Raw genomic sequence first — 22,486 nt, forward strand, 5'->3', positions numbered from 1 at the left:
AAAGGATGTGCATTTAGATGAATTTCGATTTTCACACACATGGTAAGCTTTCAAAAAAAGTTGAGTTTTCATTAGATTATTTTAGAAACATGGTGAAATCAGCGCAAGAAAATGGTCTTTCTGGCTTCGCTTTAACAGAACATTTTAATACACGTAATTTTTTTGATGTCTATAACACACTTGATGAGGTTTATCCATATATTCAAAATTACTACTTAGTAGACAATGTGAGAATTTTCCCTGGGATGGAAGTAGATATTCAAGAGGTGGGGCATATTTTAATTGTGGCCGACCGAGCTATCATTCGCGAAATACGTACAAAGTTAGAACCATATATAGCCAAAGATAGCTTTATTAAGTTTGCGCAGTTACTTGAACTTGTCGCACAATACGAGCTATTAATAATTGGCGCACATCCGTATCGTAAAAGTACGCCGTTGTATCATCTTGATCCAACTTTATTAAATAAGCTGGATGCGTTCGATTTAAATGGTAAAGATTTATATTCAATGGGCATTGAAGAAAATTCGCACCTTGTTTATCAATTTGCTAAAACATACAATAAACCAGTTATAGGTGGAAGTGATACACATCATCTTTTACAGTATGGCTGTATCTACAACGAACTAGAGCAAGACTGCCATACAATAACGGACTTAAAGAAAATTATATTAGATGGTCGTTATACTATTCGAATTTCTAACAATTTACCTGAAAAAGTCCTGAATGCCACAGAACAAAAAGCAATTGAGAAAAAAATGATGGAATCAGCTACTATATAAAATAAAAAAATTAGAAATCATAACATTTCGCTTTTGCTGTGAAATTGTGTCTGTATTACCTTGTGTTAACTAAAACATAAAAGGAAGTAAAATTTCGTTATAAAACAGATTTACTAAAATTAAAAGGGTAAGTCACCTAATATATTGGTGACCTACCTTTTTGGCATTGGAAGAACAAATGGTAAAAATTAAGTAGATAAATTGACTTAAGTAGAAATTATTTAGGAATACGTGTATACAGCAAAAGCTTTGCCTAATTTTTAAAAAATAAAATATTCTAATAATTTCGATTGTTATATGGTAAAATTTATGTCGTGCAGATGGTGTTATATAACAACATGAAAATAAATTGAATAGTATTAAGGTGAAAAATTCGCTGAATGAAAAGGAGGAAAATTATAAAATCGAAGCTTTAACTCTTGATAGATTTGATGAAAGCGTATACAGTAGCTAAGGAGGAAGGTGACGAAAAACCTCTTATTTCTTGCCTAGCAAAATAAATAATGTCAAAAGCTTTTGCTATTTTGTTATGTATTAATGGACGTAATTTTTCCGCTTAAAAATTAGTGCCTCTGCGTACTATACATATTTTAGCGTATGAAACATTCTGCCGAAAAAGTCGAAAATTAGTTTAAAGGTACCTTGTGAATGTTAGTGAATGATGTAAAATAGAGTCGATTACGAGCTATTAGACTAAAAGTTCTAGGGCTTTTTAAATAAGCGAAGCGAAGAAGTGTTTAACATCTATAAAGCGATGGATAATTTATTTTAGTAGTAGCATACTAAAATGTCTTCATTTAATGTTATTTTCAATAAGATGACTACTAGCACACATAATGTATGTATTGGCAACCCATCGTGATACATTTGGAAACATTGGCAATAGCTTAGTTTTAGTTTATACAAAGAACTTTAAAAGCTGACTTCGCACTTTTTACTACTTTTTGATTAGTTTATTACTATAATATTGTAGTAGATATTTTATTCTTTAATTAGTTGTGATAGACTATTGTAAGTTTATAGTTGATACAGAAAAGGTGTGTAACTAGTTTACACCTACATCATTTCTGCAAATCTTAAAATATAAGGATGGTAAAAATGAGTAACAGAGTAACTAAATCAGACGTCATCTTAATTGGTGCCGGAATTATGAGTGCGACTTTGGGGACGATGCTCAAAGAATTAGCACCGGACTGGAATATTACTGTGTTTGAAAAACTTTCAAACGCCGGTGAGGAAAGCTCTAATGAATGGAATAATGCAGGAACAGGGCACGCAGCACTGTGCGAGCTAAACTACACTTCTGAAAAACCAGACGGGACTATCGATATTAGCAAAGCGATTAATGTTAATGAACAGTTCCAGGTTTCGATGCAGTTTTGGTCTTATCTTGTAAAAAACAAGCTTATCCAAAATCCGCAAGACTTTATTATGCCATTACCACATATGAGTATGGTAAGAGGCGAAAAAAATGTTGAGTATTTGAAAAAACGTTATGAAACAATGTCAAATAATCCTCTTTTCAAAGGAATGGAATTTTCTGATAACCCAGAAAAACTAATGGAATGGATTCCTCTTATTATGCAAGACCGTCCAGCAAATGAGGCCATTGCCGCTACAAAAATTGACACTGGTACAGACGTAAACTTCGGTGCTCTAACACGTATTTTATTTGACCACCTAAAACAAAAAGATGTTGATATCAACTACAACCATAGTGTCGAAAGCATTAAACGTACAAAAGACGGTTTATGGGAATTAAAAGTGCATGACAAAGATGGTTGTAAAATGGAGTATCATACAGCAAAATTCGTCTTCCTTGGAGCTGGCGGAGGAAGCTTAGAGCTACTACAAAAATCAGGCATTCCTGAAGGTAAACACATTGGTGGGTTCCCTATCAGTGGATTATTTATGGTATGTAAAAATCAAGAAATTGTTGAACAACATCATGCAAAAGTATACGGTAAAGCTGCTGTTGGTGCGCCACCAATGTCTGTTCCACATTTAGACACTCGCTTTATCGATAATAAAAAATCATTATTATTTGGACCATTCGCTGGTTTCTCACCAAAGTTCTTGAAAACAGGTTCCAACATGGATTTAATTGCTTCTGTAAAACCGCATAATATTACAACATTATTGGCGGCAGGGGTTAAAGAAATGTCATTAACAAAATACCTGATCCAACAACTTCTATTATCAAAAGATCAACGTATGGAAGAGTTACGTGAGTTTATCCCAACTGCTAAAAGTGAGGATTGGGATATTGTAGTTGCTGGTCAACGTGTACAAGTTATTAAAGATACTGAAGCAGGCGGTAAAGGAACATTACAATTCGGTACTGAAGTAGTAAGTGCTGCAGACGGTTCAATCGCTGCTTTATTAGGTGCATCACCAGGTGCATCGACTGCCGTTCACGTTATGCTAGAAGTTATCAAAAAATGCTTCCCACAACAAGCAAAAGATTGGGAGCCAAAATTAAAGGAAATGATTCCTTCATACGGTATCTCATTACTACAAAACCCTGAGCTACTTGAAGAAGTTCATGCTTCAACAGCGCAGACACTTGGTCTAAACAAAAACTAGTCATTAAAAAATAGGAACCTTTGATCCATCTTGGATTGAAGGTTCTTTTTTGTTGGAAAGGGCAAGTAAAATGCTTTGAAATAAAAGGGGTAGCCGCCCCTCGATTTTAGTGACCATTTTATTTTTTATATCAAGAGACTCACATTAAAGGTAAAAAAAGTAGTTAGAATGAAAAGTATAAATGAACTAGCTATAGTTGTAAACAAAATAATTATCCAGTATACTTTTTTGTAAGGAAAGTTTGAAAAGATTGTGAAAAAGGATGAATTTATATGACATTTGAAGAAGTATTACCGCGTTTAAAAGCGGGCGACAAAGTAATCCGTGAAGGTTGGGGCGGTGCTGAATTATATGTGAAGCTCGTTGGACAAAGCGAGCATGAGGGTGTAAATTTAAACCCCTATTTTTTAATCAATGTACGCGGTGAAGGCTACACGATGTTCACACCAACTGTCTGTGATTTATTAGCGGAAGACTGGAAAATCGTAAACTAAATTACCTGTGGGTAAAGATAAAATAGTATGCTAGGTGTTACTTAGTATGCTATTTTTTTGATGTCAAGGTAATTTCCTAATAGCTTAGAAGTTATGCCTATTAATGATTGCTTTTTATAGAGGAGAGATGTTATGAAGTTTGAAGAATATAGTGGCAAAACCGTTTTTATAACAGGTGCCGCTTCAGGTATTGGCCAAGCTCAAGCCATTGCTTTTTTAGAAAATGGGGCTAATGTTTTCGGTTTTGATATGGAGGAGCAAGGGTTATTGAATTTATACAAGCAATACCCTCAATGTTTTGCTTATATGATAGGTAGTGTATGTAAAAAACATGATGTAGAACTAGCAGTTGAAAAAGCACTAGGGATTTTTAAAGAAGTGGATATTTTACTAAATACTGCTGGCATCTTAGATGATTTTGCCAAAACGCTTGATACGGATGAGGCACTATGGGACAAGATTATGAATACGAATGTAAAAGGTACTTTTCTTGTGACAAATACGATATTACCCCATATGTTAAAACGAAAAGCTGGCATTATTGTTAATATGGCGTCAATTGCAGGGCTTATTGCAGGTGGGGGAGGTGCGGCATATACAGCATCTAAACATGCAATTGTAGGCTACACGAAACAACTTGATTTAGACTATTGCCGTGAAGGGATACGTGCCAATGCCATTGCGCCAGGTGCTATTCAAACTCCAATGACTAAAGCTGATTTTGAAGGCGATGGTGCAATGGCAAAATGGGTTGCTGATGAAACACCTGCAGGTCGATGGGCACAACCAAGTGAAGTTGCCAATTTAACGCTTTTCTTGGCGAGTCATTCAGCTGATTATATGCACGGATCTGTGATACCGATAGATGGCGGATGGATTGCGAAATAGTGTTGGTCAATCTAACATTCTTTTGCTATAATACGCAAGTAAGCAAAAAATAGCTTACACTACGACACTTCAGTTAGGGCAACTTGCTCTCTTCCTTTGGTCGTAGTTAGTACTAAAATAGCAGATTGCTATTTTACAAAGGAGAATGTAAATTGAATACATCTATTGTAAAAGATTCATCGCGTACTTCTGTAAGGGAACTTACAAAGGTAGCAATGGTCGCAGCCTTGTATGTGGCTGTAACTGTAGTATTGTCAGTTATTAGCTTTGGTGCAGTCCAACTACGTCTATCAGAAATGTTCAACTATTTGGCACTGTACAATAAACGTTACGTAGTAGCAGTAACACTAGGCGTTATCGTAGCAAATTTTATGTCACCGACTTGGATACTTGATGTACCTATAGGTGGTATTGCAACATTTCTAGTATTAATTCTTTGTCGATCAGTAACGAAAAATATTAAAAGTGATAGTTGGAAAATGGTGATTACAACATTGATTTTTGCCTTATCGATGTTCACTGTGGCAGGCCAATTAACCATTCTATATGATTTACCATTTTGGGCGACTTGGTTTACCGTTGGAGTCGGTGAGTTATTATCAATGACTGTCGGCGGTGTGACGATTCACTTATTAAATAAAAAAATAGATCTTTCAAAATAAAAAACACACTCGTGAAAGCGAGTGTGTTTCAGACTATAGACAAACTCGAAGTTATTTGAATTTGTCTATAGTTTTTTTTATTTAAAACTAATATAGGTGATGACTACTGCCGTTGATTTCCGCTACGGGCGGGCGCTTTCCGCGGGCACATCGTAAGCCGCAACCCTCGCTAGCGCGGGGTTTGTTGCGTCTTACGTTTTGTGCTGTTTCGAAGAGTGTGGCAAGAAGAAAGTAAGAACCCCTTTTTTACAATAAAAATAACAAAAGGGATTAAGATTTCTATTCTTAATCCCTTTTGTCGTAGTAATTGATTCGCTGATAAGTCGGTAGAAATCGTCGATAGACAACAATCAAGATTTTATTTAAAAATCGGTGTTTTTTTCAATAAAATACAAACTGGTATTGCTACAATCATCCCGAGAATATTTTGTACTAAGTCTCCAGGAATCGATGTCAACGGTGCAACCCAGTTGGCATATAAAATAGCTTCACCAACATAATAAACAGCTATCATGAATGGAACTGAAATAATCATTGCAAAAAGATTGAAGGCAATACTATGTCCATTGCGTCCGTTCGACCAAGCGATTTTTCCTACGATATAGCCCTGCAAGCCACGAGCCACAAATGTAATAGGTGCCCACAACATCCAGCCAGAAACGACGTCAAATAAACCCATGCCAATTGCACCTGCAATCGCTCCTTTTTTTGAACCAAAAAGAATAGATGCCGTAAAGAGCATGCCTGTCCCAAGATGAACTAATCCACCATTCGCTTTAATAGGTAGTTTAATATTTAATGTGAGTGTTGCCACGAACACAAGTGCAATTAACATTGCGGATAGAATAAGATCAAAAGTTCGTGCATGTGAATAGTTTATTGTTTTTTGCATAGTTGTAAACCTTCCTTATTTTGCTTTATAAATCTCAAAGAATAGTTGCGCAAAACTGTACTTTGTAAATCAATGCTGCATGCTAGGATAACCTTAGCAAAGGCTTGGCCTATTTAAAAGTATCAATTTTGTAAAAAACATAGTGGTCAGCTTTTACGGGAATTTAAATAATAATAATTGTTGACATGGAGTAAACTCCACCTTTTAAAGTGAAAGGACAAAAAGAATGGGGTGATCCAATGATTATGATTACGTACGGATTAATTGAGGCATATGCAATATTAACAGGACTTGCAGCTTTAATGCAGTGGAAAGAGAAAGGATATCAATTGAGAACATTATTCTTCGTCCTATTATCCACTAGTATTCTCTTAACAATATGGATTCCATACAAAGAATGGATACTTAAAATACTAATTTTTGAATTTATGATGTTTCATCTATTAGCTATTATAGAAGGTCAATTAACAAATAATAAGCTTAGATACAGTCACCATATCATTCGCTTCATCTTCCATTGTATACTTCTATTATTAGTTTCTAAATTTATAAAATACTAGGAGGAAACCATGAAAATAAGTGAATTTGCAATCTGTACTGGTATTAGTAAGGATACAATTCGTTATTATGAAAAAATAAATCTATTACAACCCGAAATAAAAAATAATCATCGTAAGTATAATGAGCATCACATCGAGATTATTAGTATAATCCTTAAGCTCAAACAATCTGGTTTTTTACTTCAGGAAATTAAATTGCTCTTCGAATGGACTGAAAATACGAATCAACATAATAAATTGACCAAAGTAGAAATCGACAATCTTCTACAATTAAAAAGATTATTTCAAAATAAATATGAACAAATTGTTCAAAAAGAAAAAGAGATTGTACAAATAAAACAAGTATTAGAGCGTGCCAACAGTAAACTGGAGCAGCTCTTAGAAAAGAATGAAATGTAGAAGGATACTCTGCTCTGCGATTTGAAAATGATGCTTGCAAAAGACTAACATAATTTCCTCCTACTTAAGCCAAACTAAATGAAATGTTTTGGGAGGAGAACGTACATGCAAACTTATAATGCAGGAGATATTGTTTATATTTTTTATCGCAATCCACATATTCAAGATGTAACGAATATACAGGAGGCTGCAGTCGTGAATAATCCAGAAAATCCAAATGAATTAGCGTTATTTCTATTTGAGACGTATTATCCATTAACGAATGACTTTGTCATTTTTAAAAGTGAAATGGATGCGGAGCAAGCGTATCATCAATATTTTCATTAATGGAGGTAGAGAATGAGAAAACCATTTACTCCTCAGCTCGTTTATTTTGAGCCTGATGCGCTGGATTATCCATTAGGAAAAGAATTAAAAGAGAAATTTGAGAAGCTTGGTGTGGAAATCCGTTATACGACTTCTCATAATCAGGTGCGGAATCTCCCAGGTGACAATGATTTGCAAAAATATCGTATAGCTAAGTCAACGCTCGTTGTTGGGATACGAAAGACACTCAAATTTGATACATCTAAACCGTCAGCTGAATATGCTATACCGTTCGCAACTGGATGTATGGGGCACTGTCATTATTGTTATTTACAAACAACGATGGGCAGTAAACCATATATTCGTACTTATGTGAATGTCGATGAAATTCTGGAGGCAGCAGATCACTATATCGCAGAACGAGCTCCTGAAATAACGCGATTTGAAGCATCTTGTACGTCAGATATTGTAGGGATTGATCATTTAACACATACATTGAAAAGAGCCATTGAGCATTTTGGACAAAGTGAACATGGGTTGTTGCGATTTGTAACGAAATTCCATTATGTCGACCATTTGTTAGATGCTAAGCATAATGGTAGGACGAGGTTTCGTTTTAGTGTAAATGCGGATTATGTCATAAAAAACTTTGAGCCAGGTACATCTCCATTAGACTTACGTATTGAAGCGGCTGGAAAAGTAGCGAGGGCGGGATATCCGCTCGGCTTTATTGTCGCTCCAATTTATCTTCATGAAGGCTGGGAGGAAGGCTACTATCATATGTTTGAACGTCTTGATGCTGAATTACCGCAAGATGTACGGGATGATATTACCTTTGAATTTATTCAGCACCGTTTTACAAAGCCCGCGAAAAGAGTTATTGAAAAAAATTATCCAATGACGAAATTAGAATTGGATGAAACAGCTAGAAGGTACAAGTGGGGCAAATATGGAATTGGCAAATATATTTATCAAAAAGAGGAAGAGGAAGACATTAAAGAACATCTTTATGGTTACATGAAGAAATTTTTCCCAAATGCGAAGCTAGAATATTTTACGTAAAGCACACTACTTTGCGGAAACAACCTTGTGCGGAAACAGCACAGAGTGGGGCGGCACGATAGCCGAGGAAGCCTCCACATGCTGTAAAATCAACTGTTATTGTTTAATTTTTTTGTGTTGTCTACACTTTGGCACACCATTGTTTATGGTGTGTTTTTTTTGTTAACGTTGCTTCGTATAATCTGAAAGTTGACGGTAAGGCTAACAGTAATAGTAAAGAAAAGGGGAGAAAACACGATGTATTCAATACAACCGAGTTGTTGGTCAGAGCATGGAGAGCTTACGGCTGTTATGCTTTGTGCGCCTTCTTGCTTAGATGTGCCAGATTTAAAAACAGCTGAAAACGTACAATGGAGCGCACCTGTTTTAAATGCACGAGCAATGGAGAACTTTATGGAGCTAAAAGGTACTTTACAACATGCGGGTGTGAAAGTAATTGATTACTCAACGGAACTGCAAGGGGAAGCGAAGCAACTAAGCGAACAGCTTCTAAATCGTTATTTTGTGCGTGATCTCGCATGTGTATTTGGCAATGAAATGCTGCCAGGCGAAGCAGGTAGTTCTATTAGACGCCCTGAATATGGACATGCTCATGCATTACTTGAAAAGTGGTTTCCTAAAAACTTTCAGGCATCAAAGGAAACTGGCGATGTATTAGAGTTTGGAGATGTGATGGTGTTGAATAAGGATGCAGTACTTATCAATATTGGCGTTCGGACATCGAAACAAGGTGTGGATCGTGTGAAGGAAAAACTATTTGAAGCTGGTTTTACTGAAATTGGCATTATTGATTTGCCTAGAAGCTCTGACACACTCCACTTAGATATGAATTGTAATGTTGCAAACGAAGATGTTGTGATAGCCAAAAGCTTTATGCGATATTTTCCTGTGTATGTGATGACCGCATGTTCAACTCGCTTTGATATGGCAGAGCAATTTTTTAATCGTCATGGCTTTGAGGTCTATTGGTTAGAAAAATATAATACGATTCCTGATATTAATTTTTTAAATTTAAATCCTGAGACATTGTTAGTTAGTAAAAAAGCTACAAAACAGCAATTTAAAAACCATCCACTATTACAAAAGAAAAATATAGTGGAAATCGAAGTGACAGAACTTGAAAAAGGCGGCGGTGGTATTCGCTGTATGACCTTACCATTGGTGCGGAAATTGTAAGAGAGGTGATCGCAATGGAGTCTAAAACTAGCAAAGGCCAAATGTCTTGGTGGCAGTTGTCCTTATTAGGTGTCGGTTGTACATTAGGGACAGGTTTTTTTCTAGGTACAAGTATGGCAATTGCTAAAAGTGGACCTGCTATTTTAATTCCATTTATATTAGCAGCCATTGGAACGTACCTTGTTTATGATGCACTTGTGAAAATGTCTGTTGCCAATCCAGATAAAGGATCATTTCGTACTTATGCTAAACAAGCATTTGGCAATTGGGCTGGTTTTAGTAATGGGTGGGTATATTTGATTTCGGAAATATTAATTATGGCAAGTCAATTAATGGCATTGGGGATTTTTACTCAATTTTGGTTTCCTGCATTACCGCTATGGATGACTGCAGCTGGATTCGGCGCACTTGGCTTGCTTATATTACTTACTGGAATGAAAGGCTTTGAAAAGTTTCAAAATATATTTGGGGCGATGAAGGCAGCTGCTGTCGTGATGTTTATCGTAGTGGCTGTCATCCTACTAATAAAAGGGATAAATAGTGAACCTAAGCAAGTAGATGCTTTAATAGCGAACTTTCAAAGCTTCTTTTCTGAAGGGATAAAGGGGATATGGCTTGGTCTACTGTATGCATTTTTTGCTTTTGGCGGTATAGAAGTGATGGGCCTCTTAGTCATTGATTTAAAAGATCCACAGCAGGCACCGAAAGCTGGAAAAGTGATGATTGTGATGTTGACTACAATCTACGTCATTGCACTCGTAGGTGCGCTTGCATTAGTACAGTGGGAAACATTCATAATAGATGAAAGCCCGTTCATTACAGCTCTTGCAGATTTTCACTTACCATATGTAGCAGATATAATAACAGGCATTTTAATTATTGCTGGATTTTCGACCATGGTAGCTTCTTTATATGCAGTAGTTACGATATTAACGGCTTTAGCGGAAGATCATGATGCCCCTGCACTATTAGCGAAAAAAGGAAAACTGAAAGTGCCATTCCCAGCATTTCTTTTTTTAACAATTGGTTTAATAATGACGATTGTGATAGGGTTCCTAATTCCTGAAAAGATTTTTGAATATTTAATAACAGCAGCAGGTTTAATGTTAATTTACAATTGGCTTTTTATTTTGGTCACTTATGCAAAGCTTATGACATTAACGAAGTGGCAACATGTAAAAAATGTAGTTGGGATGCTACTTATAGCTGTTACAGTTTCGGGTACATTAGGTGATAAAACAAGCAGATTCGGTTTTTACATAAGCCTGCTTTTTATCGTCATCATTGCTGTTGCGACATTTATTGTTATGAAAAAACGGAGCAACAAAAGCTCCGTTTAATTATTTCTCTGTTTTGAAAAAGTTAATGGAAGATGCCCCCGTAAAAAGGGACATTTTGATGGACTATGCTCATCATCGCTTAAAAAATATTGTTTCCATTCATGATTGTCCTTTTGCCCGTACCATTTTAAGTCTGGATGACCAGGGACTTCGTCATACAAATCGATGCGCTTTCTTATTAGCCTTTTTAATTTTTGACCTAATACAGTTGTATCATTAATGTCCTCAAATACCCAGCGTGGCTGAAAGGCCATAAGCAATGTTGCAAAATGGCGACTTTTTCGAAGTTTGTGGGCAGGGGTTGCACAAAATACAAAATAAGGCTCGCCATTAAAACAAAATTCCCATGTATGAACAGATGGATCGGAGGGAATTTCTGTAGGCCATTCTTTCTCATCAAATGCGGTAATGTTGTTTAACACTGTCCAAAATAGGGCTCTATAATCCTCTACCTCATAATTTTCCAGCATATCCTGTGGCGTTTCAAAGAAAATAGCATGTGAAGTATATTTGCCAGCAGATCGAGCGCACTGTCCATATTCCTTTAAGCAATCTGCTAACGCTTTAGCTGATTGTAACTCTCGGGGATCTCCGATAAAGCTGAAGCGAAGTTGATTCGATAAGAAACCTGTTCTGGCAGGAATACAGGGAAAGGTATTCGCTTCATCTGCAATCATTGTAGAAAAATCTTTAAATGCATTCTGTTGCCATAATGGTAGGGAAGTTAAATGCTGATCAAGCCATTTTTTATCTACAACTGCTCCCACATGAGTCATCTCCTTTATACATCATTAGACTATTAAAGGGAGGGCTAATCGGTGACGAATTATTAGGGAATAATTTCTAACTTTATTAATCTACTAGCTAAACTAATTAAAAACCTTGAAAAAAAGGTGACCTCAAATCAAATTGCATTTGAGGTCACACTTATAGTCTGTCCTAACAATTAACGGAAGTAAATCATGCGTCTTAAAGCTTACCTTGTTGTTTAAAAACCTTCTGCTGCAAAATATTTAATGCGTGCTTAATTTCTTCTAAATCTTCTTCTGAAACATCTTGAATAAGGTGTTGAAAACGGACTTCAATACATCGAAATGCCTCATCCATCATTTGTTCCCCATCTTCGGTGAGGCGCACATAATGTTTTCTACGATCCTCTGTATCACTAATTTTTTCAATTAAATTTTTCTCTTGTAGTTTCTTAAGCTCTCGACTTGTATTCGGTAACGACATTTGCTGACAATCACTAATTTCAGTAGTTGTAACAGGCTGGCTTACTTTTATATATTCAAGAATTTTATATTGAACAGGAGTTATGGCTTCCGTTTTAACGTTTTGTGTTAACTCATTTGTTACTTGATGGACGCTTGCTGTAAATGTCACAAATTGATTGAATAATGCATTCTTGTCCAAATAGCTCACCTCTTACTGACAAGATAACAAATAACTTATCTTAAAACAATTATCATTTGACAACTATATAAGTATTGCGTATTATTTACTTATCAAATGATAAGTAATGGAGGCAGTTATGAAAACATTAATTATTTATACGTATCCAAATCATCAAAGTTTGAATTATTCTTTTTTGCAGGAAGTTGTGAAAGGATGCAAAGAAAATCCGTACATAAATGAATTACAAGTCGTTGATTTATATAAAGAAAAATTTGATCCGATTTTACACTTTAATGAACATAGACGACGTCGTGATATATATCGTGATCCAAACTTAGAGAAATATAGGGAACAAATAACTTGGGCAGATAAAATTGTGTTTGTCTATCCGATTTGGTGGGGAAGACCGCCAGCAATGCTGTTAGGCTATATTGATCAATTATTTGCCTCCAATTTTGCTTATAGAGATAAGAAGGGTTTGTTTCCCGATGGACTTTTAAAAGGGAAGTCAGTCGTTTGTGTTTCGACAATGAAAGGCCCGACAAATTATCCACTATTATGGTTGAATAATGCACATAAAGTATTGATGAGAAAGGCTTTATTTAATTTTGTAGGAATTAAGAAAGTGAAGTTTTTTGAATTTGGAAATATGGAAAGTAAAAAGGGAGGACAACAAAAAAAGTTAGCAAAAGTATATCAATATTTTCGACAAGTAGCTTACTAGAAGAAGCGAAAGAGCATAGGTGTGAACTACTTTCACATCCTATGCTCTTCCTTCTCTGCCGTAACTTTATCTAAAGGGAGTGTGATTAAAAATTTCGTTTGTTCAGCAAGTTTGCTTTTGACAGTAATCGTACCATGATGTATATCAATAATTTTTTTTACTATGGATAGTCCTAGTCCGCTACCTCCATTTGTAGCGATTCTCGATTGGTCTGCTTTATAAAAACGTTCAAAAATGTGCTTTTGCTGTTCATCCGTTAAGCCAATACCGTTATCACAAATGCTTACCGTAACTTTATCATGGTGGGCGGTCATCAAAATACGGATTTGGCCATTTTTGTGTGTAAATTTGATGCTGTTACTGAGTACATTCATCCATACTTGGTTCATTAAGTCCTCATCAGCCATAATCGTTATGTTTTGTAATTGAATATCAATATCAATTTGTTTTTCTAACCAATTTGGCTCTAAGGCTAACACAACATTGCGTAACTGTTTATCTAGTCGATAGTACTTCGGTTCAAATGGATGATGCTGTGATTCTAAGGACGTTAATTTTAATAAATTATCACTGATTTTTGATAGACGGTGACTTTCCATTTCAATAATGGCTAAATAGTGCTGACGCTTCTCTTCAGATAAATCCATATTTTTTAATGCCTTTGCAAAACCATTTATGGATGTCAGGGGAGATTGAATTTCGTGTGATACATTTGAAATAAATTCTTGGCGCATACGCTCTAATTCGCCTAATTCGACCGCCATATGATTGATCCCACTAATTAGTTGGCCAAAATGATCATTTTCATCATCTGACATTTTGTCTAACTGTACATTGAAATCCCCTTTAGCCATTCGTCCAATAGCATCAACAATCGTATCCCAATAATTTCGCTGTCTTTTTAAACCGATTAAAAAAATGCAAGCTGCGGTGCAGGCAAATAGTACAAATACACCGAGAACCGTCGTTAATTGTCGCCAAAATCCTTGCAGATGTATGTCCACCCGCTGAAAGAGCCAAGAAGTTACGTGGAAGGAAATAAAGGCAAATACTATATTGGCTAGAAGGAACATAATAAAAATCATTAGAAGCTTAAAGAAAAATTTCCAATACTTCATAGTGCTAATTCCAAGCGATAGCCAAGTCCACGAATCGTACGAATGGTGAAGCCACTTTTTTCTTCAGGAAATCGTTCACGCAACCTTTTAATATGAACATCTACCGTACGCTCATCACCCTCATAGTCAAATCCCCAAATTTCTTCAATAAGCTGCTCGCGAGAAAATGTTTTGCCCGCATAACTTGCTAATGTAAATAAAAGGTCGAATTCTTTTAGGCGCAACGTGATGCTTTCACCGTCATACAATACTTCATATGTATGGCGATTCATTTTAACATTTCCAATTTCAATCGTTTGAGAGAGCGCAATACGATACCGTTTTAAAATAGATTTAACGCGTACAATCAATTCAACAGGCTCAAAAGGTTTGACTAAATAATCGTCTGTTCCTAAATTAAATCCTTTCACTTTTTGAGCGGTTTCACCTTTTGCCGTTAACATCAAGATCGGTAAATCACTATTGAATGTTCGAATTTCCTTGCATAATTGCCAACCGTCCATATTAGGCATCATAATGTCCATAATCACCATGTCGACTTTTTCTGCATCCAATTTGGACAGTGCATCCACACCGTCCAATGCTTCAATAACATCAAAACCTTCATTTTGTAAAAATACTTTTATTAATTCTCTAATATGGTCATCATCATCCACGACTAATAGTTTTGTCATCATAACAAATCCTTTCGCCTTTAATCTTTAATGCGCAATTGTTGTTTAGCAAACTCTCTATACATATCGTGTGTTTCAAATAATGTATCATGTGTCCCACAGCCTGTAATATGACCTTTCTCGATAAATAAAATTTGGTCTGCATCTACGACAGTAGAAAGTCGGTGAGCAATTACGAGTGTTGTGCGTCCTTGCATTAAATTATCCAATGCTTTTTGTACGTAAATTTCTGAATTACTATCAAGGCTAGAAGTCGCTTCATCTAGCATTAAAATTTGTGGATTACGTAACAAAGCTCTGGCAATCGAAATGCGTTGTCGTTGTCCACCTGAAAGCTTTATGCCTCGTTCGCCGACCTCGGTGTTAAATTTATCTGGCAGTTCATTGATAAATTGATCAGCGTAGGCCATTTTTGCTACACGTTCAAGTTCCTCGTCTGAAACGTCTCTCGCAATACCATAACAAATATTTTCACGAATCGTTCCTGATAGAAGCGCACTTTCTTGTGCAACATAGCCAATTTGATTTCTCCATGAATGTAGAGAAAATGTATCAATAGGTGTATCGCCTAATGTAATTGAGCCATTTGTCGGTTGATAGTAGCGTTCTAACAGCGCAAAAGTCGTCGTTTTCCCTCCGCCACTCGGCCCAACAATGGCAGTGACCTTACCAGGCTCAATTGTAAAGTTGATGTTCGATAAAATAGGCTCTTCACCATAGGCAAAGTCAACATTTCGGACATGAATTGGTTCTTGTACAGAATTTAATTGTTGGCCTTCATAAATGTTTTCTTCTTCATGCTCAAGTAATGCACTGATTCGTTCTGTAGCACCCATAGCTTTTTGTAGCTGGGTAAAGAACATTGTTAATTGCGTCATAGGCATAATGATTTGAATTAAATATAAAATAAAAGCAACCATATCACCAGCTGTAAGTTCACCAGATGAAACACGAACTCCGCCATAGCCAATGATTGCTACTAGGACACTCATTAGTATGAATGAAATTAAAGGTGAAATCAGTGCATGGATTTTAGCTTCTTTTAGACCGAATGTAAATAGATTAGTAATGCCTTTTTTTCCACGTTCATATTCAATGTTCTCAGCATTTGAAGCTTTTACTAAACGTGTTTCAGGTAAAACTTGATTGAGAATAGCGGTAAATTTAGCGGTTTCATCTTGCATACCTTTTGAAATGACAAACATACGCTTTCCTAATAACATTAAAATAATCATCGCGAGTGGGACAGCAATGAGCATGACTAAGGTCATTTTCCAATCTAAAAATAATAGAATGATGACAGAACCGACAATCGAAATAACGCCTGTTAAACAATTTGCCAGATGTTCGGTTATTAGCTCTTTTACTACAGCTGTGTCATTTGTTACACGACTTAACGTCTCACCAGTATCGTTATCATCATAATAAGGGATTGGTAAATGGAGCAATTTGCGCCATAATTGATCTCTCAATTTTGCTACAACCTGATGACCAACGCGATTTAAAAAATAAATGGAAAGTCCGCTCGCGATGGCTTGCACGATAAAAGCTATTCCTAGTAAAATAATTTGCCAATAATTAAGAGATTGTAATGAAAAGCCGTCCACTAATTTTTTAGTGAATAATGGCACGATAAATCCTACGCCAGTGGTCGCTATACTCATACATAAAGCGATTATTAACAAGAGCATCGGTGGCTGCGCCTGTTTTACAAGCCCCACAAAGCGCCGCCAATTTTTTATTGGTACTTCTTTAGTAGTTGTGTTATCCATTAATAAATTTCCTCCTTGATTACGCTAAACAATAGAATCATTGTTTGTGTGTCCTTACTATAGCACGCATTTATGAACTGAATATGAAATGGTGACAGGCACTCAAACAATTCAGAAAATACACTTGACCATCAAGTAACTTGAAGGTTTATTATGGAAATTGAAAGGTGTGTCGCTTTTGTATAACTATATGACCATTCAGGAATTTTCTAATAGAACAGGTATTTCAAAAAGTACGTTACGTTTTTATGAAACGAAAAATTTATTGTTGCCAGTAGAACGGAGAGGAAATGGATATCGCGTATATGCATCTCACCAAATTGCAATCGTGAAATTGATTACAACTTTGCGTATAGCAGACGTACCTATTAAGGACATTCAACATTACTTACAAAATAACGACGAAGTAGCTCGTCAAGCAATGATGGATAATTGGATTCGCACTTTAAAGAAAAAACGCGAGCTTATTGATGTTAGCTTAAGGTTTTTAGAAAGTGATTCCATTCGAGAGGATATCTATCTAATTGATAAAAACGAAGAAAAAATAATTTGGTTCATTGAAGAATCCACAATGGGGAAGTTTGGAGAGCATTTTGCGAAAAGAGCCGATGAATTAAAGCAAAACAATATTCAAATTAACAGCTATTATGTAAATTATTTATCAGGACAAGGACAAGATTTAATAAAAGTACAAATTGGTTTTGGTGTATTAGAACATACAAGTTTAAATGAATTAACAGGCGTTGATTTTATTGAACATTTGCCTGCTTGTATTTGCTTGGCACTACCATTCAAAGAGCCTCTAACCAAAATAAACAAGGGATATCAAAAATTACTACAATATGCCCTGCAACATAGTTGGGTACCAACCCGATCTATACTTGAGTGGTATCGAGGGGAAGATTTTTCGCAATTAGATTTATTATTGCCTGTTATTCAATTGGAACGGAATGAGGAGAGATGAGTGAAGATAGCTATATATAGCAACTCTAAAAACCGAGGTATTCGACAACACTAACGTCAAATACCTCGATTTTTTAATTGGCATTATACAGGAATAATGTAAATCCCTACGGACGTCTCCTACGCCATCTATTTGCCATGTTAGGTTGTAATTGTTTTCTGTTAGAAGGATAAATGGGTTGAGGTATGAACTGTGAGACATTCTGAGTATGAGTAGCAACGTCTGACGAAGTTTCCTTTGTAACTGATAAATGTTGCCTATCGGTCACTAGAGGAGTGTGCTGTGTATGATCAGTAGTCGGTGCAATGCTATGCGCACTATTCAAAAGTGGGGCAGTGCTGTCATTATTATTTAGAACTGTCGTTGCTGTGGCATTATGGTTTTCTGTAGCATGCTCTATTTCAACATGTGGCTCTGATACGGGATGAACATCTTTCATCACTAGAATAGGGCGCATCATATCATGATCCTCATGCTCAAGGAAATGACAATGCCACATGTAATTTCCGATATGGTCTTTCCAATGCATAATAATTTTTGTAACCTTTCCTGCATCAGCTTTTACAGTATCTTTCCAGCCTCGTTCAAAGTCTCGAGGCTCTTCAGCTGGGCCAATAAATTCAAGCCTACCTTCATTTTGATAGAGCTCTACGTCGAATGGACGTCGTTCTAATATTTTAAATTGAACCAAATGAATATGGATTGGGTGTATAAATGGCGTGGCATTAATGAAATTCCAAACTTCTATACTATCAAGAGCTGGCTTTTCAGTAGCAGGATCATGGTACATACGGTCATTTAATAATAGCATTGGTCTTCCGAAGTTATCTGTTGATGCACTTAATGGTAAGTTGCGCTCGACATGTGCATGATGTGGATGTAAATCCATTGAGACGGCAAGCCTTTCAGGAATTTCGCTCGTATCTTCACAGCGAAGCGGGCAAGTCACTTTAAATTGCATAATGACACTCGTATGCTCGTCAATAAAATCTGTATCTCCGTTAATTAATGTTATTTCCTGACCTTCACAATTAGAAAAGTCAATGATGACATCCGTTCTTTCAGCAGGCAATAATTCCACAGCGTAAATTTCGTTCGGGGTTGTTAGAAAACCTCCATCTGTTCCGAGCTGAATCATAGGCTGTTCATTAGAAAGGCTAATGACGTAACCTCTTCGATTTGAACCATTTAGCAAACGAAAACGATATTTGCGAGGCTCAACATTTAAATAAGGCCATACTTTACCATTCACAACGATGGTGTTTCCCACAAAGCCAGGTGTAATCGATGGATATACTGGCACGGGGAAAGGCGGTTCATCAGGATAGAAGAGGGAGCCATCTTCATTAAAAGTTTTATCCGCAATTAATAGAGGATATTCATAATCACCGCACGGTAGATTTGAGCGTTCCTCAATGGAATCCCGCAGCAAATAGAAGCCAGCAAGACCTGCGTATACATTTAAGCGCGTTAATGCCATTGCGTGGTCGTGATACCACAACGTTGTACCTGGCTGATGATTGGTATATTCATGTATTTCTTTATTGAATTTTGGACCAGTATACATAAAGTCTCTTGTATACCATGCTTCAGGATGCCCATCACTTTCCCAATCAACATTGGCTCCGTGAAGATGTGTTACCGTTCGAACCTCTTGAGAATCATTGGCCGCATGGAGTGTAAAATCTACAGGTAAAAAATGCTTTGCTGGTAATTGGTTTTTGTATTTGACATAAATCGTTTTGTCTTTAGAAGCCTCAATAGTTGGACCAGGGTAAAGTCCGTTATATCCCCAAATCGTGGATTTCGGAAAGTTCTTATGAAAACCATGTTCTGCTTCCATCATTTGCAACTCATAATATTCTTTCTTCGGCTGCCCGCTACTGTATTTTGGCTTTGCAGTAACAGGCTTGGGTAATTCATCTACAAATTTAGGTATTGTTGCTGGATCAGATGGATTTATATGTTTATTCACAACATCACGTCCCTTATGTTTTTACAAATAAATACTCAATCAACTACATCATATGGGTAAAAACAATGAGAAACGAGGACAATAATGGAATTATTTGTGCTAATATATATAAAAAATATTGTATTTCAAAAATTCATGCAAATAAAGCTGTTATTCTAGCCCTGTTTAAATTAAACATAAAAAGAAATAGCTTGTTGGAGAAAAGATAACCCTAGAGACAACTAATATCATTCAATGTGTTTAGTAATTTATGGGATATGCTTGAAATGACGGACGAGGGCATAGACTTCGCTTATAATTAATGTATAGGCTAACTGCTACATTAAAGTATTATGGATAAGGAAAATTCCGAGCATAGAGAAGTGGTGATTATTTGGAGTTAACATTAGAAGAATTAAACAAAACAATCATGGAAATGCGGACGAAAGGGCGTTTGACAGAAGCTCTAAATCTTGCTGAACAGGGACTTTTAGTAGCAATAGAAAATGATAATCATAAGCATGGACTAGATTTATTCTTCCAAAAAATATTAATTCATCATGCTCTAGGCGATACATTAAGCATGGTGAGCCACATTCATGAATATGAGGAGTGCTGCCAAAAGTACGGCACGACAAAGGATTTTATGAATTATTATCTTGTTATGTCTTTAATATATGATTTAGTTGGGGTCAGAGAAAAAACAGTGGAAATGACCAAAAAATCGATTGAATTTGCTACACAACTTAAAGATACTAAAATGCTTGTACGCTGCTATAGCAATCTGTGCTATCTTGAAGTCGAAAATGGCTGTTATCGGGACGCTCTTAATGCGGCATTTATCGCAAGAAATTACAATAAGGAGCTTGCCAAAACACAGCCAGAATTGGCAAAGCTACAAGAAATTCGCATTAATAATAATATGGCTGATGTCTATATACTAGAGGGCGATTTTGTTACTGGTCAAGCATTATTGGACGATACATTAAATTCAGATATTATTCAAAATCATAAACGAGAAAAGGTAGCCGCTTTATTTGGCTATGGCTTTTTATATGAACATCAACAAAAGCTAGATGAGGCCGTGAAATATTATAAGCAAGCGATAGATTTGGCGCAATCATACGGGGATAATCCAATTACGAAAAGGGTCATGCGTATGCTGTTAAATGTTCTTTATCAATTGGATTACCGAAATGAGATATTTGATGTGCAACGAGCTTATATAGAACTTACAGAAAAAATGAGTGCTGACAATTTGCTTCAACAGGTCATGAACTTAGATTTTAATAGACAAAAAGAGAAACTGGAAAAAAGGGCTCTCTATGATCCTTTAACAGGTGTCCTTAATCGTCATTTTCTAGATAGTGAGCTAAATGATTGGTTGAAGGGAGCACAGGCTTGCCATCAGTATGTTGGCGTAATTGTCCTCGATATCGACTATTTTAAGGCATATAATGATAAGTACGGTCACTTGTTAGGTGACATGGTACTCCAGTTACTTGCTACTGGATTAAGAGATTTTTTACGTAATGAGGATGCGGTCATTATACGTTATGGTGGAGATGAATTTATCGTATGTCTGCGTCATAACAATAAGCAGTTTTTCTATGACTTTATTAAGGAACTACATGCCTACATCTTAACATTAAAAGTAGAACAAGACTTTGATAGTTATCCTTTAAAGATTAGCTTAGGTGCCTGTATGAATGATCAAGAAAATTATGACTATATTCAGCTTTTTAAGCAGGCGGATCGCAACTTATACAAAGCGAAAAATAATGGTCGTGCAAACTATGTCATTAGCTCACTATAAATGAGTCTATCAAGTATAAAATAATATATGTAAGAGAGAATCGTTCCCACTGTCAACAAAAGGCAGTGGGAATAAATTTGTGTAGGACTTTTGCTCTTTTGGGTATAGTAAAAAAGTGATTTTTTCGCAAATCTACACCTTTCTTTAGTGTGAAAAAAATAGGAACTTTTAACGATAACGTACAGTCTTTTTTAGTGGGAGAGCAAAAAATGAAAATCACGCCTCGAATCATTTGAAAACGCTGGTTTATCAACGTACAATAAATGAAATTAGCAAACACGACAAGAGAATTTTGGTGTATAATGTTGTGGTATGAGGAAAGAAAGCAGGTTGACAAAAATGGTAAGCAAAATGAAAGTGTGCGCAGTTATAGACACGCAAAAATATCTGGCATTCTTAGCGCAAAAAAAGCTAGGTATGAAACATAAGGTGAATATATGAAAAACTGGTTGATTTTCATTTCTGTCTTTATGGTTTCCTTGTCACTTGTCATTAGTATTTTAGTACTCTGGAAAGCCGAGGCTCCGTTTAGTTCAATTGAAGAACAGGCTGAACAGTTGGCGCTTGATGCCAAAGCCCTAGCAATTGTCTCGGAGTCATACACATATAATGGCAAACATTCGTATGTTACTGTGTTCGGGGTAGACGAATATGGTGACAAAAAGGCTGTCTTTGTTCCAACGAATCTAGAAGAGGATTCCATTCAGGAAGTATTTTTGAAAGATGGTATTACGGAAAAGCAAGCATTATCGGTTTTTAAAAATGAAGGAAATGTCCAAAAGGTTCTTCATATGAAATTAGGCTATGAGGAAGTAGGGGCTGTTTGGGAAATAACTTACCTAAACGATCAAGATAAACTCAACTATGTCTATATTTTATTTAAGGACGGCGACTGGTGGAAGCGCATTAAGAATTTATAAGA

Annotated in this window: 22 protein-coding genes; 15 read left to right on the forward strand and 7 right to left on the reverse strand. The window is 36.1% G+C overall.

Going from position 1 to position 22,486, the window contains the following annotated elements:
* Window positions 1-17: 17 nt before the first annotated feature.
* The 5 genes from FH508_RS08285 to FH508_RS08305 all read left to right on the forward strand — a co-directional run bounded on the left by FH508_RS08285 (window position 18) and on the right by FH508_RS08305 (window position 5,412).
* Entirely contained in the window at window positions 18-782 is a 765-nt protein-coding gene (locus FH508_RS08285) for a PHP domain-containing protein (protein WP_173478532.1), read from the forward strand.
* 1,098 nt (window positions 783-1,880) lie between these two features.
* Complete coding sequence (locus FH508_RS08290; protein WP_173478533.1) at window positions 1,881-3,368, forward strand: malate:quinone oxidoreductase; 1,488 nt, start codon at window positions 1,881-1,883, stop codon at window positions 3,366-3,368.
* Window positions 3,369-3,640: 272 nt separating this feature from the next.
* A complete protein-coding gene (locus FH508_RS08295) occupies window positions 3,641-3,862 on the forward strand; it encodes a DUF2829 domain-containing protein (RefSeq protein WP_173478534.1) in 222 nt (73 codons plus the stop codon).
* Between the two features lie 132 nt (window positions 3,863-3,994).
* Window positions 3,995-4,750 (forward strand): 3-oxoacyl-ACP reductase, encoded by a 756-nt coding sequence (locus FH508_RS08300; RefSeq protein WP_173478535.1) that lies wholly within the window; start codon window positions 3,995-3,997, stop codon window positions 4,748-4,750.
* Window positions 4,751-4,902: 152 nt separating this feature from the next.
* Window positions 4,903-5,412: a QueT transporter family protein gene (locus tag FH508_RS08305; protein WP_228134438.1), complete on the forward strand. Its 510-nt coding sequence runs from the start codon at window positions 4,903-4,905 to the stop codon at window positions 5,410-5,412.
* A 358-nt stretch (window positions 5,413-5,770) separates the two neighbouring features.
* Here the strand turns inward: FH508_RS08305 and FH508_RS08310 are convergent, their stop codons facing one another.
* Window positions 5,771-6,304 (reverse strand): ECF transporter S component, encoded by a 534-nt coding sequence (locus FH508_RS08310; RefSeq protein ID WP_173478536.1) that lies wholly within the window; start codon window positions 6,302-6,304, stop codon window positions 5,771-5,773.
* A gap of 239 nt (window positions 6,305-6,543) precedes the next feature.
* On the opposite strand from FH508_RS08310, the gene FH508_RS08315 reads away from it, so the two are divergent.
* The 6 genes from FH508_RS08315 (at window position 6,544) to FH508_RS08340 (ending at window position 11,147) form a co-directional block, all read left to right on the forward strand.
* Window positions 6,544-6,864, forward strand: a complete 321-nt coding sequence (locus FH508_RS08315; RefSeq protein ID WP_228134439.1) for a hypothetical protein — start codon at window positions 6,544-6,546, stop codon at window positions 6,862-6,864.
* 9 nt (window positions 6,865-6,873) lie between these two features.
* Window positions 6,874-7,263: a helix-turn-helix domain-containing protein gene (locus tag FH508_RS08320; RefSeq protein WP_173478538.1), complete on the forward strand. Its 390-nt coding sequence runs from the start codon at window positions 6,874-6,876 to the stop codon at window positions 7,261-7,263.
* A 105-nt stretch (window positions 7,264-7,368) separates the two neighbouring features.
* Entirely contained in the window at window positions 7,369-7,590 is a 222-nt protein-coding gene (locus tag FH508_RS08325) for a transcriptional regulator SplA domain-containing protein (RefSeq protein ID WP_173478539.1), read from the forward strand.
* Window positions 7,591-7,602: 12 nt separating this feature from the next.
* Complete coding sequence (gene splB / locus FH508_RS08330) at window positions 7,603-8,631, forward strand: spore photoproduct lyase (protein ID WP_173478540.1); 1,029 nt, start codon at window positions 7,603-7,605, stop codon at window positions 8,629-8,631.
* 237 nt (window positions 8,632-8,868) lie between these two features.
* Window positions 8,869-9,807 (forward strand): arginine deiminase family protein, encoded by a 939-nt coding sequence (locus tag FH508_RS08335; RefSeq protein ID WP_173478541.1) that lies wholly within the window; start codon window positions 8,869-8,871, stop codon window positions 9,805-9,807.
* Between the two features lie 14 nt (window positions 9,808-9,821).
* On the forward strand, window positions 9,822-11,147 hold the full coding sequence (locus FH508_RS08340; protein WP_173478542.1) for an amino acid permease: 1,326 nt from the start codon (window positions 9,822-9,824) through the stop codon (window positions 11,145-11,147).
* Here the strand turns inward: FH508_RS08340 and FH508_RS08345 are convergent.
* On the reverse strand, window positions 11,144-11,914 hold the full coding sequence (locus FH508_RS08345; RefSeq protein ID WP_228134440.1) for a YqcI/YcgG family protein: 771 nt from the start codon (window positions 11,912-11,914) through the stop codon (window positions 11,144-11,146). The two genes, FH508_RS08340 and FH508_RS08345, sit on opposite strands and share 4 nt — an antisense overlap.
* Before the next feature lie 202 nt (window positions 11,915-12,116).
* Window positions 12,117-12,560 carry a MarR family winged helix-turn-helix transcriptional regulator gene (locus FH508_RS08350; RefSeq protein WP_173478544.1) on the reverse strand — a complete coding sequence of 148 codons (444 nt, stop codon included), beginning with the start codon at window positions 12,558-12,560 and terminating at the stop codon, window positions 12,117-12,119.
* Window positions 12,561-12,678: 118 nt separating this feature from the next.
* Between FH508_RS08350 and FH508_RS08355 the strand changes: the two genes are divergently transcribed.
* The gene (locus FH508_RS08355) at window positions 12,679-13,266 is read left to right on the forward strand and encodes an NAD(P)H-dependent oxidoreductase (RefSeq protein ID WP_173478545.1); all 588 of its coding nucleotides are present in this window, start codon (window positions 12,679-12,681) and stop codon (window positions 13,264-13,266) included.
* 32 nt (window positions 13,267-13,298) lie between these two features.
* Here the strand turns inward: FH508_RS08355 and FH508_RS08360 are convergent, their stop codons facing one another.
* From FH508_RS08360 to FH508_RS08370, 3 genes are read right to left on the reverse strand one after another with little or no spacing between them, the layout of a single operon-like run.
* On the reverse strand, window positions 13,299-14,384 hold the full coding sequence (locus tag FH508_RS08360; protein ID WP_173478546.1) for a HAMP domain-containing sensor histidine kinase: 1,086 nt from the start codon (window positions 14,382-14,384) through the stop codon (window positions 13,299-13,301).
* Window positions 14,381-15,061 (reverse strand): response regulator transcription factor, encoded by a 681-nt coding sequence (locus tag FH508_RS08365; protein ID WP_217270262.1) that lies wholly within the window; start codon window positions 15,059-15,061, stop codon window positions 14,381-14,383. The genes FH508_RS08360 and FH508_RS08365 overlap by 4 nt, the downstream gene beginning before the upstream one ends.
* Window positions 15,062-15,078: 17 nt before the next feature.
* A complete protein-coding gene (locus tag FH508_RS08370; RefSeq protein ID WP_173478548.1) occupies window positions 15,079-16,830 on the reverse strand; it encodes an ABC transporter ATP-binding protein in 1,752 nt (583 codons plus the stop codon).
* A 169-nt stretch (window positions 16,831-16,999) separates the two neighbouring features.
* On the opposite strand from FH508_RS08370, the gene FH508_RS08375 reads away from it, so the two are divergent.
* Window positions 17,000-17,794: a MerR family transcriptional regulator gene (locus tag FH508_RS08375; protein ID WP_370635712.1), complete on the forward strand. Its 795-nt coding sequence runs from the start codon at window positions 17,000-17,002 to the stop codon at window positions 17,792-17,794.
* 106 nt (window positions 17,795-17,900) lie between these two features.
* Here FH508_RS08375 and FH508_RS08380 read toward each other — a convergent pair whose 3' ends face one another.
* Window positions 17,901-19,769 carry a multicopper oxidase family protein gene (locus tag FH508_RS08380; RefSeq protein WP_228134441.1) on the reverse strand — a complete coding sequence of 623 codons (1,869 nt, stop codon included), beginning with the start codon at window positions 19,767-19,769 and terminating at the stop codon, window positions 17,901-17,903.
* Window positions 19,770-20,142: 373 nt separating this feature from the next.
* Between FH508_RS08380 and FH508_RS08385 the strand changes: the two genes are divergently transcribed.
* On the forward strand, window positions 20,143-21,564 hold the full coding sequence (locus FH508_RS08385; RefSeq protein WP_173478550.1) for a tetratricopeptide repeat-containing diguanylate cyclase: 1,422 nt from the start codon (window positions 20,143-20,145) through the stop codon (window positions 21,562-21,564).
* A gap of 437 nt (window positions 21,565-22,001) precedes the next feature.
* Window positions 22,002-22,484, forward strand: coding sequence for a cell wall elongation regulator TseB-like domain-containing protein (locus FH508_RS08390; RefSeq protein WP_173478551.1), 483 nt, complete (start codon window positions 22,002-22,004; stop codon window positions 22,482-22,484).
* The last annotated feature ends 2 nt before the right edge of the window (window positions 22,485-22,486 follow it).

The organism is Lysinibacillus sp. CD3-6 (assembly GCF_006351725.2).
GTDB lineage: Bacteria > Bacillota > Bacilli > Bacillales_A > Planococcaceae > Lysinibacillus.